Origin of the sequence: Berryella intestinalis (assembly GCF_000814825.1) — a bacterium.
Taxonomy (GTDB): domain Bacteria; phylum Actinomycetota; class Coriobacteriia; order Coriobacteriales; family Eggerthellaceae; genus Berryella; species Berryella intestinalis.
The window spans coordinates 1541059-1556992 of record NZ_CP009302.1 but is presented as its reverse complement, the minus strand read 5'-3'; the positions used below and the strand labels follow the sequence as shown (position 1 = coordinate 1556992).

The window sequence follows — 15934 nt, the reverse complement described above, 5'->3', positions numbered from 1 at the left end:
ATCTCGCCTGAATATCATGGTGCGATAGGGTATGTTGGTGAGCACTCGACAAAGAGGCGCGCCGTGCGGGCGCGTGTTTTAAGTATGCATGAAGGGAGAAGCACATGAAAATGAAGAAGATCGGCGCGGTGCTGGCGATCGGGTGCCTTGCCGCCGCCCTCGCGCTTGCGGGCTGCTCGGGCTCGTCGGGCTCCGCTTCGTCGGGGTCGAGCGACTCGAAGTCCGATTCCGGGTCGGCCTACAAGCTTCAGAGCGCGGGTACCCTCACCATCGCCACGTCGCCCGACTTCCCCCCGTTCGAGAACATGGAAAACGGCGAGTACGTGGGCCTCGATATCGAGGTGGGCAAGGCGGTTGCCAAGAAGCTCGGCCTCGAGCCCAAGTTCGTCTCCCTTCAGTTCGACGCCATCCTCCCCGCTATTTCGAGCGGCACCCAGGCCGATATCGGCATTTCGGGCTTCACGGTCGACCCCGAGCGCGCCAAGCAGGTTGACTTCACGAACTCCTACTACACCGACGACCTGTCCATCGCGGTCATGAATTCCAGCGCGGTGACGAAGGAAACGGTCGACGCCGACCTCAACTCCGCCGGTGTGAGCATCGCGGTCCAAAGCGGCACTACGGGCGAGACCTACGTCCAGGAGCACTATCCCGATGCGCGCGTGGTGGCTTACGGCAATTCCAACGACTGCTTCGCCGCCATGCAGGCGGGCCAGGTCAACGCCGTGTGCACCAACTACGCGGTGGTGAACAAGATGCTCGCCGACGCGTATTCCGACGCCAAGGTGGTGAAGAGCATCGCCACCGGCGAAGAGTACGCCATCGCGGTCTCCCAGGACAACAAGGCCCTTACGGAAGACATCAACAAGGCCCTGAAGGAACTTGCCGCAGACGGCACCATCGACAACCTGCTGAAGCAGTACATGTAGCAGGGAAACGACCGAGAAGTCGGTATAATGGAACCCCCCGTTCGTTTCTCGAAAGGGAACGGGGGGTTCTTGTTGTTTGAGACTCGCCGCGCATCGTGGGCGAAACGCTTAGCATTAATGGGGTAGTGATCGACCGATGAACAATGCGCAATCAGTTAAAACCGGCGCAAGGCTGCTGGCCGTCTGCGCCGTCGCTCTGTCTTTGGCTCTGGCGGTTTTCTCGTCTCCCGTTGCGGCATACGCTCTGACGACGTCGGATATGACCGCCCGCCCGAACGGCAACAGCGGATCGGACGTGCTGGGCGGCACCGAGACGCGCATCTCGTGGGAAGGCCAGGCCGCGCCCGACGAGTCGGTGAGCAGCCTGTCGTTCACGCTGCCCGAGGGAACCCGCTTCTCGCTGGACAATGCCAAGCTCACGCTGCTCACAGGCGAGGACCGCATGACCCGCACGAAGGTCGACGCCCGGTTCTCGTCCGAGGGCCAGACCGTCACCGTGGCCATCGATGGGCAGGTCGAGGCGGGCGCCTACTACCGCGTCGAGCTTTACGGTGTGGAATTCCCCACCTCGGGCGGCGATATGGCGATCAAAGGCGCCGCATCGTTTGCGGACGGCTCCAAGCAGGAGCTTGCCGATCTGCCCACCATCAAGGTGACCTCGGTGTCTCCCGCCGACCAGTTCGCCCGCTATCTCGAAGGGCAGGATTGGGTGAAGGCCTGGAACTCCAACAAGTTCCTGAAGCTGTTCTTCAACCCGCCTTTGCTGGTCACCAGCTTCCCCGTCGTGATGAACGGGTTTTTCCTGGCGGTGGGCATCGTGGCCGTCGCCTTCCCCTTGGCCATCCCCGTCGGCCTGGCTCTGTCCTTCATGCGCATGTCGCGCTTCCGGGTCCTGCGCGCAATCGCGGCCACGTATGTGAACGTGGTGCGCGGCACCCCCGTGTTCCTGCAGATCTACATCGCGTTTTTCGGTTTGCCTCTGGCCGGCGTCGAGATCCCGTCGTTTCCGCTGGGAGTGTTGGTGCTGGGCATGAACTCGGGCGCCTACCTGTGCGAGATCTTCCGCGCCGGCATCCAGTCCATCAACAAAGGCCAGTTCGAGGCCTCGCGCTCGCTGGGCATGAGCGGTGCGCAGACCATGCTGTTCGTCATCATCCCCCAGACGGTTCAGCGCGTTCTTCCCACGATGACCAGCGAATTCATCCTGCTTTACAAAGACACGTCGCTGCTGGCGGCCGTGGGGGTCATGGAGGTGGTCATGTACGCCAAGACCATCGTCGCCTCCACCGGCTCCATCACGCCCTACATCGTTGCCGCATGCTTCTACCTGGTGTTCACGCTGCCGCTTGCCAAGCTGGTGGGGATCTTCGAGGCTCGCCTTGCCGGAAACGACGCGGGTTCGGCGAAGAAGAGGCCGCGCAGGCTGAAGTCGGCCGTCCGTCGGCAGGCAGAACAGCGATAGGCGAAGAAAAAAAGGCGGGATCGGGCGGAAAGCCCGGCCCGAGGGTCGCGTCGAGCCCCGGTTTCCGGGCCGCTGTTCCGACGCTCCTCGCCGCCCGCTTCGCCTCGCTTCGAGGGCCCCGTATCGGCCGAGCCGCTTGCGGTTTCGTCGGGGTTAAATGTGCCCTCGGCGCATTTATTGGTTAACTTCCCTGGTAAAGTGGGAAATGTTACGTGATAGGCCCTTGTATCACCCCAAGGGCGCCGGAAAGGGGCGGGGCATCCCTCCTTATGATCGAGAAAGGATCGCGAATGGCTAAGAGCACTCTCGCCGAGAAGTTCAAAAACATCGGCCCGGGCGCGCTGGTCGCAGCAGGCTTCATCGGGCCGGGCACGGTCACCACGTGCACCGTGTCGGGTGCGAGCTACGGTTACACCATGCTGTGGGCGCTTCTGTTCGCAACCGTGGCCACCATCCTGTTTCAGGAGATGGCGGCTCGTATCGGTATCATCACGGGGAAGGGTCTGGGTGAAAACATCCGCGACCGCATCGGCAACCCCGCGCTGAAATGGGCGGCCATCGCCATCGTCATCGTTGCGATCTTCGTGGGCAACATCGCCTACGAAACGGGCAACGTCACCGGCGGTATCCTGGGCATCCAGGCGTTCGCTCCCGGAATCCAGATGCTGCCCATCGTCGTGGTCATCGGAATCGCGGGTTTCGCCTGCCTGTGGATCGGTTCGTACAAGCTGGTCGAGAAGATCCTCACGGCTATCGTGGTGTTCATGGGCGTGGTGTTCCTCGTCACGGCGTTCGCCTCTCCGGTTGATTGGGGAGCGGTCGTCTCGGGCCTGTTCGTCCCGACGCTGCCCAGCGCCGAGCAGACCGGCGGGGTGTCCCCGATCCTGGTTGCAGCCGGCCTGATCGGCACGACGGTGGTTCCGTACAACCTGTTCCTGCACGCTTCCGGTGCGGCAGAGCGCTTCAAGGATCCCGACCAGGTCGCCGATGCCCGCTTCGATGCGGCGCTTTCCATCGGCCTCGGCGGCGTCATCTCGATGGCCATCCTCATCTGCGCCGCCGCGAACATCCACGGCACGGGCGTTACGGTTGCCAACGGCAAGGACATGGCCATCGCGCTCCAGCCGCTGCTGGGCAGCTGGGCCACTTACATGATCGGGCTCGGCCTGCTGGCTGCCGGTTTCTCCAGCGTGATCACGGCATCTCTGTCGGCGGCGTATGCGGTGAACGGCGTTTTGGGTTGGGGCAAGGGCCTCAAGGACATCCGGTTCAAGGCGATCTGGCTGATCGTTTTGCTGGCCGGCTGCTTCATGGCCGTCGCGTTCGGGAAGAGCCCCACGCAGCTCATCCTCACCGCCCAGGCGGCGAACGCCATCCTGCTTCCCATCATGGCTTTCTTCGTGATGTTCTGCGCGAACGGCGCCGATCTCGAGAAGTTCAAGAACCACCTGTTCGCCAACATCGCGGGCGTGGTGATCATCCTGGTCACCATCTTCATCGCGTACCGCAACATGTCCTCGTTCATCACCTCTGTCCAGAAGCTCCTGGGTGCGTAAAGCGCCCCGAGCGATGGCTGAAAGCGCCCCTGCCGGCAGGGGCGCTTTTTCGTTTCGAGGTGCGGCAAGCCGCTGTGGAGGCATCTCTTATGGAGGTTTCTTTCGGCGGTGTTTCCCTCTTTTCGGCGGCTCGGAGGTGTCTTTCGGCGGTGTTTCCCTCTTTTCGGCGGCTCAGAGGTGTCTTTCAGCGGCGTTTCTTTCTTTCGGGGGTGTCCTGCCAAAAAACGGGAGGTTTGCATCGGCGTGTGCCGAACGGAGCGTCTTTTGCCAAAAAACAGCAGGTTTGTATTCGCTATAGGGCTTTTCGAGGGCCAAAGGCGTTGATTTTTGGTCAAAGCCGCCGTAAAACCCCAGCAAAAGAAGGTCTCGCTACTCCAAGGAGTCGCGCATTCCAATGCAAACATGCCGATTCTTGGCAAAAGGGGCGTTTTCCATGCACGCCGATGCAAACCTCTCGTTTTTTGGCGCCGTCGGGCGCGCCCTAGACCGGTTTGATCTCCACGTTCGCCTCTTCAAGCGCACAGCGCAGCTCGCGTACGAATTCGAGGGCGCGGACGTTGTCGCCGTGCGTGCAGATGGTGTCGGCCGAAACCCGAATGGTCTTCCCGGTGATGCTCTCGATGGTGCCCTCGCGCACGGCGCGCACGGCGCGTTTCACCGCGAATGCTTCGTCGGTGAGCGTGGCGTTGGGCATCGAGCGCGGTGCGAGCACGCCCTCGTCGGTGTAGTTGCGGTCGGCGAAGAACTCGCTTGCGCATCTCAGCCCAAGCGATTCCCCGGCTTCGACGAGCTGTCCGCCCGCAAGCCCCACCAGCACGAGCTGCGGGTCGAAGTCGCGCACGGCTGCGGCGATCGCGTCGGCCAGCGCCCGATCGGCCGCGGCTCGGTTGTACAGCTGCCCATGGGGCTTCACGTGATGGAGCCGCGCCCCTTCGGCCGCGCAGAACCCTGCAAGCGCCCCGATCTGATACAGGACGAACGAGTAGGCCTCGTCGGGCGAGAGGTTCATATCGCGTCGACCGAATCCCTGCAGGTCGGGATAGCCCGGATGCGCCCCGATCGCCACGCCCGCCTGCGTTGCCATGCGCACGGTCCTGCGCATGACCATCGGGTCGCCCGCATGCATCCCGCACGCGACGTTCACGCTTGAGACCAGGGGGATCACCTGGTCATCGAGCCCCATGGTGTATCGGCCGAAGCTTTCTCCCAAATCGCAGTTGAGGTCGATGGCGCGCATATCGTTTCCTATCTTTCCAGGTCGGACGGCGGACGGATCTTGCCGCAAGCCGACTATCCCTTCAGGTCGATGTTTTTGGTGTCGGTGACCAGCATGCAGCCGGGGGCGTGCGTGATGGCGAGCGGCGGCTTGGAGTTCATCACAACCGATTGCGGGGTGACGCCGCAGGCCCAGAACACGGGAACCTCTCCTTCGCGGATATCGACCGGATCGCCGAAGTCGGGCTTGGACACGTCGTCGATCCCGATGGCCGAGGGGTCGCCGATATGCAGGGGCGCCCCGTGCACCTGCGGTATGGCCCCCGATATCTGCGTCGCCCGAACAACCTGGTCGTAGGGGATGGGGCGCATGGACATCACCATGTTTCCCGACATCGATCCAGCGGGCCGGCAGGCGACGTTGGTGAGGTACATCGAGACGTTTCTGCCCATGGTGTTGTGCCTCATCTCGATACCGGCTTCGACCAGCTCGGACTCGAACGAGAACGAGCATCCGATGACGAAGGAGACGAAGTCGTCCCTCCACAGCTCGGAAACATCCGTCGTCTCGTCGACCAGCTCCCCGTAGCGGTAGATGCGGTAGCGGGGGAAGTCGGTGGCGATGTCGCAGTCGGTCGCGCAGATGGAGGTCTGGCGCGCGCCCGTCTCGGTCACCTCCAGAAGCGGGCAGGGCTTGGGGTTTCTCTGGGCGAACAGCAGGAAGTCGTATGCCTGCTCTTTCGGTAGGACGATCAGGTTCGCCTGGGCGTATCCGGGGCACAGCCCGCTGGTGGGAGCCGTGTACGCCCCGGTGCGGATCAAGCGGCGCAGTTCGACGGGGGAAGCGCCCAGGGCCTTCTCCCAGGTTTCGGGGGAAACGTTTTCGGGACGAGCGAGCATCGCAGCCTTCCTTTCGTCTCTATCGGGCGCGGTTTAGCCCGTGCGGAGCGGTTCCCGATCGAACGCGACAGCCCGCTACACCTCGCCGCGCAGGAACTTCTCGATGAAGCTGGTGTCGGCGAGCCCGGCCTTGAACGTCTCGTTCTCCATGATGGAGTACTGGAAGTCGAGGTTGGTGGAAACGCCCACTACCACCATCTCCTCAAGCGCCGTGCGCATCTTGGCGATAGCCTCGGTGCGGGTGCGCCCTCGGACGATGATCTTAGCGATCATGGAATCGTAGTAGGGCGAGATCTCGAACCCGTCGTAGGCGGCGGTGTCGACGCGCACGCCGTTGCCCCCGGGAAGGTGCATCTGCGAGATCACGCCCGGGCTGGGGAGGAACCCCTTTTCGGGGATCTCGGCGTTGATGCGGCATTCGATGCCGTGCCCGTCCAGTCGGATGTCGTCCTGCGTGAACGAAAGCTCTTCGCCGGCCGCGATGCACAGCATCTCGCGCACGATGTCGCGGTGGGTGACGAACTCGGTGACCGAGTGCTCCACCTGGACGCGCGTGTTCATCTCCATGAAGTAGTAGTTGCGGTCCTTGTCCATGAGGAACTCGATGGTGCCCGCAGACGTGTAGCCGACGGCCCGCGCGGCCTTCACGGCGTCTTCCATCATGCGTTGCCGGGTTTCCCCGTCGAGGAAGGGGGAGGGCGACTCCTCGATCATCTTCTGATGGTTGCGCTGCACCGAGCAGTCGCGCTCTCCCATAGCGACGATATGGCCGTGGTTGTCGGCGATCACCTGGACCTCCACGTGGCGCGGATCGATAACGGCCCGCTCGAGGTACATGGTGTTGTCGCCGAACGCGTTGATGCTCTCGCGCTGCGCGATGTTGAACTGCTCGATGAAGTCCTCGGAACTCTCGGAGATGCGCATGCCCTTGCCGCCGCCTCCCGACGAGGCCTTGATCATGATGGGCCATCCCACGTCGGCAGCGGCCGCCTTGGCGCGCTCTGCGTCGTGGAACGATTCGCGGCAGCCGGGCACGACGGGCACGCCGGCGTCCATCATGGTGCGGCGGGCCTGGCTTTTGTTGCCCATGCGGTCGATCACCGACGCGCGCGGTCCGACGAAGATGATGCCGTTGTCGGTGCACATCTTCGCGAACGTGGCGTTCTCGGACAAAAAGCCGTAACCGGGGTGGATGGCGTCGGCGCCGCACCCGAGGGCGGCGGTGATGATGGCGGTGGTGTTCAGGTAGGAGTCGCGAGCCGGGGCCGGGCCGATGCACACCGACTCGTCGGCCAGGTACACGTGCAGCGCCTGGCGGTCGGCGGTCGAGTACACCGCGACCGTCTTGATGCCCATCGCGCGGCAGGCGCGGATGATGCGGACGGCGATTTCCCCGCGGTTGGCGATAAGGACCTTGCTGAGCATGGCGGGTCCCTACGCCGATGCTTCGGTGACGATGCGGAACAGGGGCTGGTCGTACTCGACCTGCGTTCCGTTTCCGGCCAAGATCTCGGTGACGATGCCCGGTGCGGGCGCCGTGATCTCGTTCATCATCTTCATGGCCTCGACGATGGCGAGGGTCTGGCCGGTAAGCACCTCCTGACCAACCTTCACGAAGGGCTCTTCGTCGGGGGAGGGGCCGGTGTAGAACGTGCCCACCATGGGGCTGCGCACCAACGCGCTGGAGTCTTCGCTGCTGGCTACGGGCGCGCAGGCGGCGCCGGTGGTGACGTGCGAGTCGTCGTGGCTGGCGATGAGTTCCTTCACGCGGTCGGCCATCAGCGGAAGGGCCATGGCGCTGGCGATGGACGGGGTCGCGCGCTCCAGCTCGATCTTTATGGTGCCGTCGTCGTAGCGCACCGCGCTGAGGTTGGCCTGATCCATGATCTCCAGGAGATCCTTGATGTTCTTGGTTTCCATGACGCTCCTTTACGACTGGCGCTTCTCGCGGTGATGGGCGGTTTCTTCGGTTTCGATCCAAAGCGCCTGACCGCCCGAGGCCAGCGCCTGCGCTTCGAGGATGGGGGTGAGCCTCCGCGCGGTCTTGCGCGGGGAGATCCCTCCGTAACTGGGTCTTCTGACCATTTTAGCAAGAGCTTTGAAATGCAGTGTTTCTCTGCGGTAAAGCTCTTGGGCCTCCTGCACGCTGACAGGGTCGAAGCGGACGGTGCGCCCTGGCGGGCTTTGCACCAGTTTGGGAATGTCGACGCTGGCGATCGTCCCTATTTTCGCATAACCTCCCGTAGTTTGCCGATCGGCGAGCATGATGATGGGACGGCCGTGGTTGGGAACCTGGACGGCTCCCAGGGCGATGCCGTCCGAAACGATGTCGGATCCGCTGACGGTTTCGACGACGGGCCCGTCTAACCGAAAGCCCATCCGGTCGCACTGGGTGGACACCTGGTACGGGCTGCCGTAGAAGGCCTCGATGCCCGCCTGGGTGAACATGTCCTGTTGGGGGCCGGCAACGACGCGCAGCCTTACCTCTTCGCTGTCGAACTCGTAGTAGGAAGCCTCGCCTTCCAGCGTATGGGAGGCCAGGTTGGGGATGAACTCGGTCGAGCGCGTCTCGAACGACAGGTAGTCTCCCGTGGTGAGGGCGCGGCCCTTCCATCCGCCGATGCCGCATTTCAGGTTCGTGGACGCCGAACCCATGACGCGCTCGATCTTCGGGCCCCCTCCCGCGAGGGCGAGGTAGCCGTACACGCCGGCTCGCGGCGCGCTGAACGAAAGGACCGACCCGCGTTTGACGGGGAGGGCCGTATAGGCGGGCAGGGGCACGCCGTCCAGGGTGGGGCGGAAATCCCCGCCGGTCACGGCGATGAACGTGGCCGTGGTGAACCGAAGCGTGGGCCCGGCGAGGCAGAACTCAAGAACCGGGGCGTTCGGATCGTTGTCTACCAGCAGGTTCGCAATGATGGCCGCGCGCTTGTCCATGCACCCCGAGGGCGAGAACCCGCTTCCCAGAAACCCGGTGCGCCCGAGATCCTGGATGGTGGTGCATACGCCGGGCTTGTTGGCGGTCATGCCCATCAGTTTTCCTCCATCGTGATCTCGTAATGGTACGTTCCGTTGTCTACCTGCGCCTGTATTGCCTGGTAGCGCTTTTCGGAGATCGGCGAGAAGCGTATGTAGTCTCCGGCGGCGTACAGGATGGGCTGTGCGCGGGCGGGGTCGTAGGGCAGCACGGGCGTGCGCCCGATGAGCTGCCAGCCTCCGGGCGAGGCCAGCGGGTAGATGCCGGTCTGTGCGCCCCCGATGCCCACCGATCCTGCGGGGATGACGGTTCGGGGGGAGGCGAGGCGCGGCGTGTGGAGGCGCTCGTCGAGCCCTCCCAGGTAGGCGAAGCCGGGGAGGAATCCCAGCATGTCGATGAGGTAGTCGCGCCCGCTGTGCAGCTCGATCACCTCGCGGGGGGACAGTCCCGCATGGTCGGCCACCGTTTGCAGGTCGGGGCCGTATTCGCCCCCGTAACATACGGGGATGGTCACGATGCGGTGGAGGCTGTCGGCCGACCCGGTGATGGTGCGCAGCTTTCCGGTGACGCGGGCGCACAGGTCGTCGTAGCCGATGAGGCCCGGGTCGTAGCACACCATGAGGGAGCAGAAGGTGGGTACCAGCTCGGTGACGCCGAGTATGCGGTCCTCGGAAAGCGTCTGCGCGGCGGCGCGCACCAGGCGGCTGGTTTCCGGCGAGATGGTGCGCGCGAACTCGAGGTTGATAGCCGAGTCGCCCGCGATCGAGATCGAGAATGAGGCCATGTCCTGCCTTTGTTTCGAAAATCAGAATACGCCCGGCCGTTCCGTCGGGCTGTTTTGCGTCAGCTTATAATTCTACTGGTGAAGGGGACGAAACAGTGTTTCCGTTCTCAAAATATTGCCGAAGAGAGGAAAACGATAGCGAGGATGGGCGAGGCGGTATTCTGCATAGCGTTCTTCGTGGCGTACACGATCCAGGGTATCACCGGGTTCGCGGGCAATATGTTCGCAATGCCGGTGGGGGTCCATACGCTGGGCATGGCCGAGTCCATCGCCGTCCTGAACGCCATGGGCGTTATGGCCTGCGGACTGCTCTCCCTGCTGAACTTCAAGTCCATAGACTGGCGCGAGCTGGGTCGCATCATCGGCGTGATGCTCCCGTTCATGCTGGTGGGTATATGGATCGACAGCATCGCATCGCTCGGCGTCCTGCTGCGCGTGTACGGCCTCATCATCATGGGCGTTGGCGTGTACAACCTGGTGTCGCGGCGCCAGAGGTTCCTTCCGACTTGGGCCCAGTGGATGGTTTTGGCCGCGGCCGGTCTCATTCAGGGGATGTTCATTTCGGGCGGGGCCCTGCTGGTGATCTATGCGGTGCAGAAGATCCAGGACAAGCATCGGTTTCGCGCGACGTTGTCGATGGTGTGGACCGTGCTGAACTTCCTGTATGCAGGGATTGCGTTTCAGGGGGGTTCGTTCACGCCTGCGGTGGTGAACGTGGTTTTGGCGTGCATCCCCCTTGCGGCTCTTGCGACGGTTCTGGGGAATTGGTTGGGTGGGCAAGCGCATCAGCAAAGACCGCTTCCTGAGAATCGCGTACGTGGTTCTGGCGCTGATCGGCGCGGTGCTGCTGTTCTCGGCGTAAGGCGCCTGGCTGCCCACGGCGCTCCGGCGGGGTGCCCCCGTGCGTTTCATGGCTGGCGGCCATCTTTTCCGTGTATTATTCAGTTGTAAGATAGTGAATAATATTTTCAACAGAATAATCAGGTAGTTTATCGATCTTTGAATATTTCATGATTAACTAAAGCGAAGGTGCGTTCGGTCGTATAGTGAAAGAAATCCGAAGGTTGACGCTCGAAGGAGGCTTCCCTATGACCGAGGCAGTGCAGACTCTCAGGCAGTTGAAAAAGGCAAGCAAGCTTACCCGGCTCGCTTTTCACGAGAACGGACCGCGCAGCTATCAGCGGGGCGTCGGTGCCCTGATGCGGTTTCTGTTGGAGGCCGATGGCCAGGCTACTCAGCGGGAGCTGGTGGACAAGCTCGATCTGAACCGCGGTCAGCTGAAAGATGTGGTGAAGAAGGCCGTGCGCAACGGGTTCGCCACCATCGAGGACGCGGACGGCGAACGCACCTATGCCGTGCGACTTACAGACGAAGGGCGCGAGGTGGCCGAGAAGCGTCTCGAGGCGAATGAGCGGGCCGCTGAGGAGATCCTGTCTGCGCTGTCCGCCGAGGAGCGCGCGCAGCTCGACGCGCTTACCGAGAAGCTTATCGTCTCGCTGAAAGAGGCCGGTGTGAGCGGTAAGGGGAAGGGACGCCGTGCCCACAAGCACCACGGACATCGTCACGGCTGCCGATAGTTCTTTGCAGCGTCTCACGTGTGGTTTGAAGCGTCCTGCCTGGCAAGGTCGAACGGCTTTGCCAGGCAGGATCGTTTTTTCGTTCGGCATGGTCGCTGAGCGGGGCATGTTCGCACCCGCTTCCGTTTCCTGCTAGAGCATCCGTTTAAGTTGCTCTAGCTTTTTGGCGTCCATCTTTAAGGGTTTCGATTGAGCTGAGCCTCGTTAATTGAAGTCTCAAGGGAGCTGTGGATTATGTTTGCGAAAGGTCCCGCATCTGCAATAAGGTGCTTAATCGCAGGTTGATCGCACTTACGGATGAAGTAGTAGAGAAACGCTCCCGTGTACAGTTCAGCAAGGAACGTTATATTGCTTTGCGGTAGGTATCTGCCCGAAAGAATGAATTCAATGTCGCTCTTGATTGCGGGGAGGTACAGATTGAACAGGTAACTCCTCAGGGAATCCGGTCCGTTATCATCGAGAGCTTGCGCATAAAAGCGTCGGCGGGATTCGAACACCGAGGCAAATACGCTGTAGAACTCGGAATGATTTAAGGATCGTATTCCCGATTTCTTTCTTATGTAATATGGGAACTGGGAGATAGGTTCGCCATTATCCGTCTCATACATGAGGATCTCTTCAGGAAAACGTCGCTTTAAAGCTTGACCGAGGTCGTATCTGAAGATCCAAGCTATCAGATAGTTCTTGTCTACAAAGTGATAGTAGAACGTTTTTCTGTTTTTCCCGGTTTTATGGACAATATCAGAAATGGATACCTTTTGAAGAGGCATCTCATCGCATAGTTCGACGAATGCGTCAACAATCAAGAGCATGGTATTCATTGCAGTCATGATGGACAACTTTCTCTTTTTGTTCTGTTTCATCTATCAAATCAAGAAAAGTGTGAGAAAAGTATAGGTCAAAAATAAATAAATAGGTAATAAAAGAGAAAAATAGCTGGAAAAATAAATGAATAATATATTTATAGGAAAGCAAGTAGGGAATAAAAGTACCTAAAAATAATTTTTTGTCCCTCGATTCCCCTTTCAACACTACATACAATATATCCATCGATTCAGTTGCAGACCGTTTATTTCAGGTTAAAAGATGCTGAACCCTTAAATGAGGTGCAATTGAATTACGGACAAAATAAAAAATGTGGGTATGAATGGGGGAAAGAGGTAGAAGTGAGTAGATACAGTAATCTCCTTGATCCGATTTCTATCGGTAAGGTTGAGCTGAAAAACCGATTCGTCATGCTCCCTATGACGATCGAGAAAGTCGATAATTATCACGTCGGCGATGATCTCGTAGACTTCTATGAGCAGCGCGCTAAGGGCGGCCTTGGCTTGATCGAAATCGGCTCCTGCTATGTGAGCGATTGTTTTAATACAACCCCGAAATACCATACGACTACTGGCGCTTGTGGAGCTTGGGACGACGAGTTTATCCCGGGGTATAAGCGCATAGCTGACTCCTGCCACCAGTACGGTGCGAAAGTTGCCGCTCAGTTGCAGCTTTGCTATGAATGGAGGGCTAGCGGTGAAGACGAGATGCATTCCTATGCCCCCTCGGCCGACGTGATGAGCGGCCCCTTTGTCGGCATGCCTGAGTTTGAACTGACTGTGGAACAGATTCGCATGATTGTGAAGCAGTACGGGCAAGCGGCGCTCCGTTGCAAAAAGGCCGGCGTAGACATCATTGAGATTCATGCTGGAATCGGATATATGGTGATGAGGTTCCTTTCGAAGTACTCCAATCATCGTACCGATGAATATGGTGGGGACGAGCGGGGCCGCGCGAAGCTTCTTACGGATATTGTTGACGAGATTCACAGTACGTGCGGTGCGGATATGCCCATCATTGTCCGAATATCTGCTGACGACTTGATGCCTGGTGGTAATCGCATTGAGGACACACTGAAGATCATTCCCATAGTGGAAGAGCATGGGGTCGACGCTTGGTCGGTTCAGGCTGGCTTCCATGAGGCACCTCGCCCCGTCGCAAATGCTTTGGTTCCTGAAGGTGAGTTCATCGACCTGGCAAAACAAGTAAAAACCGTCACAAGTCTCCCCGTTTTCCCTGGAACTCGAATCACGGGTCTGGAAATGTGCGAAAAGGTGATTTCTGAGGGGTACGGAGACCTCGTCGGTATGGGGCGGTCCTTTATCGCAGACCCCGATATTCCGAACAAGGTTGCCGATGGCCATCCTGAGCTGGTGAGATCGTGCATCGTTTGCAGTCGTTGCCTGGATAATATTTTCATTGGAAAACCGTGCCAATGCTCTGTAAATGCGAACGTTATGCATTCCGATTTGGGCCTTCCCGAGGATAAGCCCGCGGAAGAAAAGAAGCATATCGTTATCGTTGGAGCGGGCCCTGCTGGTCTTGAGGCAGTGCGCGTCGCGGCCATTCGCGGCCATAAAGTTACGGTGATCGATCACAGCGATCGTATTGGCGGCTTGCTGAATATGGCGCAGGTTCTGAATGAAAAAATTGAGAACTACGTTTCGTATTGGCAGAACGAGATGAAACGCTTCGACAACGTTACGTTCATGCTCAAGACCGAGGCAACCGCTGATCTGATTAAGTCGTTGAATCCGGACGAGGTTTTCGTTGCTCCTGGCGGCGGGGTTATTGACTTTGATTTCCCGGGCAGGGATTCGAAGTACGTCGTTTCTTCGCAGGACATCAAGGACATGGTGTCCGGAAAGGTTCCCGAGGGTAAGGGACTTTTGTGGCGTGCCGCTGTAAGTGCTATCAAGGCACAGGGGGGCACGGTTGGGTTCATGCGCATGGGTCTGAACATGGCCTCCGGACCCACGGCTGTTGTTGGAAAGCGCCTCTTGGTTGTCGGAGGCGGATTTGCCGGACTTGAGACCGCGGGAGCTATGAATTCTAATCGAGAGATTACCGTCATCGATACCGCAAAGAAGTTGGGTAACGGGATCGGGATTATCGATAAAAACCCGGAGATCGCAAAGCTGAAGAAAGAGGGCGTGCGGCTGCTTCCTCTTACCGAGCTTGTCGAAGTGAGCAAGAAGGGCGTTGCGACGATTCGAAATGTTGAAACGGGTGAGACTGAGAATCTTGAAGTGGATACGGTTCTGCTGAGTTTGGGAGTGCAGGCTAACACCGATTTGTTCGATTCGATCAAGGCCGATTTTCCGCAGGCAAAGCTTTTGGGAGACGCCACTACCCCCGATGGGAAAGTGTTCCGAACGCTCGAGGCTGTCGAGGGTGGCTTCGTTGCGGCGATGGCTGTCTAGTTCGGGAGAGATCTTTCGGGAGATCAAAAAGGTTTCTAGCACATAGTGCAAGGAATATATAAGGGTTATTAGAAGGAGGATAAGGAAATGGATTTCGGCTACACAGAAGAGCAGCTGCGCATCAAGCGTGGTATCCGCGAGTGGGCAAAAGAGAACTTGACCGAGGAAGTTATCGCTGCGGGCTATAAGAATCGCGGTATTGACCCCAAGGTTGCAAAAGCGTGGGTTGATAGCGGATGGGGCATGTACGGTCTGCCGGAAGAGTACGGTGGAACTCCCGTCGACCATGTCACCATGGCGATGATTATCGAAGAGCTCAATCACGCTGGCGGCAATATCCCGATGGCTCCGAACCTGCTCATCATGTTCGATGTTGTTGAGTTCGGGTCGCCCGAGCAGATCAAGTACGCAATGGACTACTACAAGGAGAATGGTTATCCTCCGTACTGCCTTGCGATTTCCGAGCCTGGCGCCGGATCTGACAACCAGGGCATGACGTGCCTCGCTACCAAGTCTGGCGACGGCAAGGTGCACATTAACGGCACCAAGACCTGGGTTACTCAGGGCGAGCATTCCGACGGCTTTATCGTTGTGTGCAAGGACGAGGATCCTTCCCGCGAGAACAAGAATATGTCCATGTACCTTGTTCCTGCTGACGCCAAGGGCGTGACCATCGAGCCTTTGAACAAGATCGGCATGCAGATCATGCCCTTTGCCATGGTTCACTTTGATGATGTGGTCATCGATGAGGACCAGACTCTCGGTATTCCCGGCAAGGGCTTCCTGCAGTTGATGAAGAACTTCGAGTGGGAGCGCTGCGTTCTTTTGGCTGAGCTTTTGGGTGAAGCTCAAGCTGCGATGGACGATGCGTGCGCTTGGACTTCCGAGCGTCTGCAGTTTGGCAAGGGCATTAAATCCTTCCAGCTGGTCCAGGAACATATCTGCGAGATGCAGATCGCTCTTTCGAACACCCGAAACTTCCTTTATCGGACTTGCTGGAAGCTCGATAACGGCATTTGGGTCAACAACGACGCTGCATTGCTGAAGCGTTATGGAGCTCCTGCATTGACCGACGTTTGCTCTCGTGCGCTTCAACTGATGGGCGGTCTCGGCTATACCGACCAGACCCGCGTTTCCCGTCTGATGCTCGACTGCCGTGGTTTCCAGATCGGTGGAGGCACTGTGGAGATTATGGTTCACATCGCAGGTCGCGGCATCCTCAAGGACTACGAGAAGGCGGCTGCGGATCCCGATTTCCTGTGGACCATTTAATCAAGAGAGGTTTT

Annotated in this window: 14 protein-coding genes; 7 read left to right on the top strand and 7 right to left on the bottom strand. The window is 59.3% G+C overall.

Annotated features, from left to right (window positions below; translation table 11 throughout):
* Nucleotides 1–104: 104 nt before the first annotated feature.
* The 3 genes from JI75_RS06815 (at nt 105) to JI75_RS06805 (ending at nt 3947) form a co-directional block, all read left to right on the top strand.
* Nucleotides 105–929, top strand: coding sequence for an ABC transporter substrate-binding protein (locus tag JI75_RS06815; RefSeq protein WP_039689756.1), 825 nt, complete (start codon nt 105–107; stop codon nt 927–929).
* Between the two features lie 136 nt (nt 930–1065).
* A complete protein-coding gene (locus JI75_RS06810) occupies nt 1066–2391 on the top strand; it encodes an amino acid ABC transporter permease (protein ID WP_039689755.1) in 1326 nt (441 codons plus the stop codon).
* A gap of 290 nt (nt 2392–2681) precedes the next feature.
* Nucleotides 2682–3947 carry an Nramp family divalent metal transporter gene (locus JI75_RS06805; protein ID WP_039690732.1) on the top strand — a complete coding sequence of 422 codons (1266 nt, stop codon included), beginning with the start codon at nt 2682–2684 and terminating at the stop codon, nt 3945–3947.
* A 481-nt stretch (nt 3948–4428) separates the two neighbouring features.
* Here the strand turns inward: JI75_RS06805 and JI75_RS06800 are convergent, their stop codons facing one another.
* The 6 genes from JI75_RS06800 to pxpB form a co-directional block, all read right to left on the bottom strand.
* Nucleotides 4429–5184: a LamB/YcsF family protein gene (locus tag JI75_RS06800; RefSeq protein WP_039689753.1), complete on the bottom strand. Its 756-nt coding sequence runs from the start codon at nt 5182–5184 to the stop codon at nt 4429–4431.
* Between the two features lie 53 nt (nt 5185–5237).
* Nucleotides 5238–6062: a putative hydro-lyase gene (locus JI75_RS06795; protein WP_052241661.1), complete on the bottom strand. Its 825-nt coding sequence runs from the start codon at nt 6060–6062 to the stop codon at nt 5238–5240.
* A 75-nt stretch (nt 6063–6137) separates the two neighbouring features.
* A complete protein-coding gene (gene accC / locus JI75_RS06790; protein WP_039689751.1) occupies nt 6138–7487 on the bottom strand; it encodes an acetyl-CoA carboxylase biotin carboxylase subunit in 1350 nt (449 codons plus the stop codon).
* Between the two features lie 9 nt (nt 7488–7496).
* On the bottom strand, nt 7497–7982 hold the full coding sequence (gene accB, locus JI75_RS06785; RefSeq protein WP_039689750.1) for an acetyl-CoA carboxylase biotin carboxyl carrier protein: 486 nt from the start codon (nt 7980–7982) through the stop codon (nt 7497–7499).
* 9 nt (nt 7983–7991) lie between these two features.
* Complete coding sequence (locus JI75_RS06780) at nt 7992–9095, bottom strand: 5-oxoprolinase subunit C family protein (RefSeq protein WP_039689749.1); 1104 nt, start codon at nt 9093–9095, stop codon at nt 7992–7994.
* Nucleotides 9095–9823, bottom strand: a complete 729-nt coding sequence (gene pxpB / locus JI75_RS06775) for a 5-oxoprolinase subunit PxpB (protein ID WP_039689748.1) — start codon at nt 9821–9823, stop codon at nt 9095–9097. The genes JI75_RS06780 and pxpB overlap by 1 nt, the downstream gene beginning before the upstream one ends.
* A gap of 144 nt (nt 9824–9967) precedes the next feature.
* On the opposite strand from pxpB, the gene JI75_RS06770 reads away from it, so the two are divergent.
* Nucleotides 9968–10774 carry a sulfite exporter TauE/SafE family protein gene (locus JI75_RS06770; RefSeq protein WP_240993151.1) on the top strand — a complete coding sequence of 269 codons (807 nt, stop codon included), beginning with the start codon at nt 9968–9970 and terminating at the stop codon, nt 10772–10774.
* A 137-nt stretch (nt 10775–10911) separates the two neighbouring features.
* The gene (locus JI75_RS06765) at nt 10912–11400 is read left to right on the top strand and encodes a MarR family winged helix-turn-helix transcriptional regulator (protein WP_039689746.1); all 489 of its coding nucleotides are present in this window, start codon (nt 10912–10914) and stop codon (nt 11398–11400) included.
* Nucleotides 11401–11576: 176 nt separating this feature from the next.
* Here the strand turns inward: JI75_RS06765 and JI75_RS06760 are convergent, their stop codons facing one another.
* Nucleotides 11577–12230 (bottom strand): TetR family transcriptional regulator, encoded by a 654-nt coding sequence (locus JI75_RS06760; RefSeq protein ID WP_039689744.1) that lies wholly within the window; start codon nt 12228–12230, stop codon nt 11577–11579.
* Between the two features lie 276 nt (nt 12231–12506).
* Between JI75_RS06760 and JI75_RS06755 the strand changes: the two genes are divergently transcribed.
* The gene (locus JI75_RS06755; RefSeq protein ID WP_240993150.1) at nt 12507–14648 is read left to right on the top strand and encodes an oxidoreductase; all 2142 of its coding nucleotides are present in this window, start codon (nt 12507–12509) and stop codon (nt 14646–14648) included.
* Between the two features lie 87 nt (nt 14649–14735).
* Entirely contained in the window at nt 14736–15920 is a 1185-nt protein-coding gene (locus tag JI75_RS06750; protein WP_039689740.1) for an acyl-CoA dehydrogenase family protein, read from the top strand.
* The last annotated feature ends 14 nt before the right edge of the window (nt 15921–15934 follow it).

Coding starts and splice junctions, on each gene's coding strand:
- JI75_RS06815 (WP_039689756.1), top strand. CDS start 105: ATGAAAATGAAGAAGATCGGCGCGGTGCTGGCGATCGGGTGCCTTGCC.
- JI75_RS06810 (WP_039689755.1), top strand. CDS start 1,066: ATGAACAATGCGCAATCAGTTAAAACCGGCGCAAGGCTGCTGGCCGTC.
- JI75_RS06805 (WP_039690732.1), top strand. CDS start 2,682: ATGGCTAAGAGCACTCTCGCCGAGAAGTTCAAAAACATCGGCCCGGGC.
- JI75_RS06800 (WP_039689753.1), bottom strand. CDS start 5,184: ATGCGCGCCATCGACCTCAACTGCGATTTGGGAGAAAGCTTCGGCCGA.
- JI75_RS06795 (WP_052241661.1), bottom strand. CDS start 6,062: ATGCTCGCTCGTCCCGAAAACGTTTCCCCCGAAACCTGGGAGAAGGCC.
- accC (WP_039689751.1), bottom strand. CDS start 7,487: ATGCTCAGCAAGGTCCTTATCGCCAACCGCGGGGAAATCGCCGTCCGC.
- accB (WP_039689750.1), bottom strand. CDS start 7,982: ATGGAAACCAAGAACATCAAGGATCTCCTGGAGATCATGGATCAGGCC.
- JI75_RS06780 (WP_039689749.1), bottom strand. CDS start 9,095: ATGGGCATGACCGCCAACAAGCCCGGCGTATGCACCACCATCCAGGAT.
- pxpB (WP_039689748.1), bottom strand. CDS start 9,823: ATGGCCTCATTCTCGATCTCGATCGCGGGCGACTCGGCTATCAACCTC.
- JI75_RS06770 (WP_240993151.1), top strand. CDS start 9,968: ATGGGCGAGGCGGTATTCTGCATAGCGTTCTTCGTGGCGTACACGATC.
- JI75_RS06765 (WP_039689746.1), top strand. CDS start 10,912: ATGACCGAGGCAGTGCAGACTCTCAGGCAGTTGAAAAAGGCAAGCAAG.
- JI75_RS06760 (WP_039689744.1), bottom strand. CDS start 12,230: ATGACTGCAATGAATACCATGCTCTTGATTGTTGACGCATTCGTCGAA.
- JI75_RS06750 (WP_039689740.1), top strand. CDS start 14,736: ATGGATTTCGGCTACACAGAAGAGCAGCTGCGCATCAAGCGTGGTATC.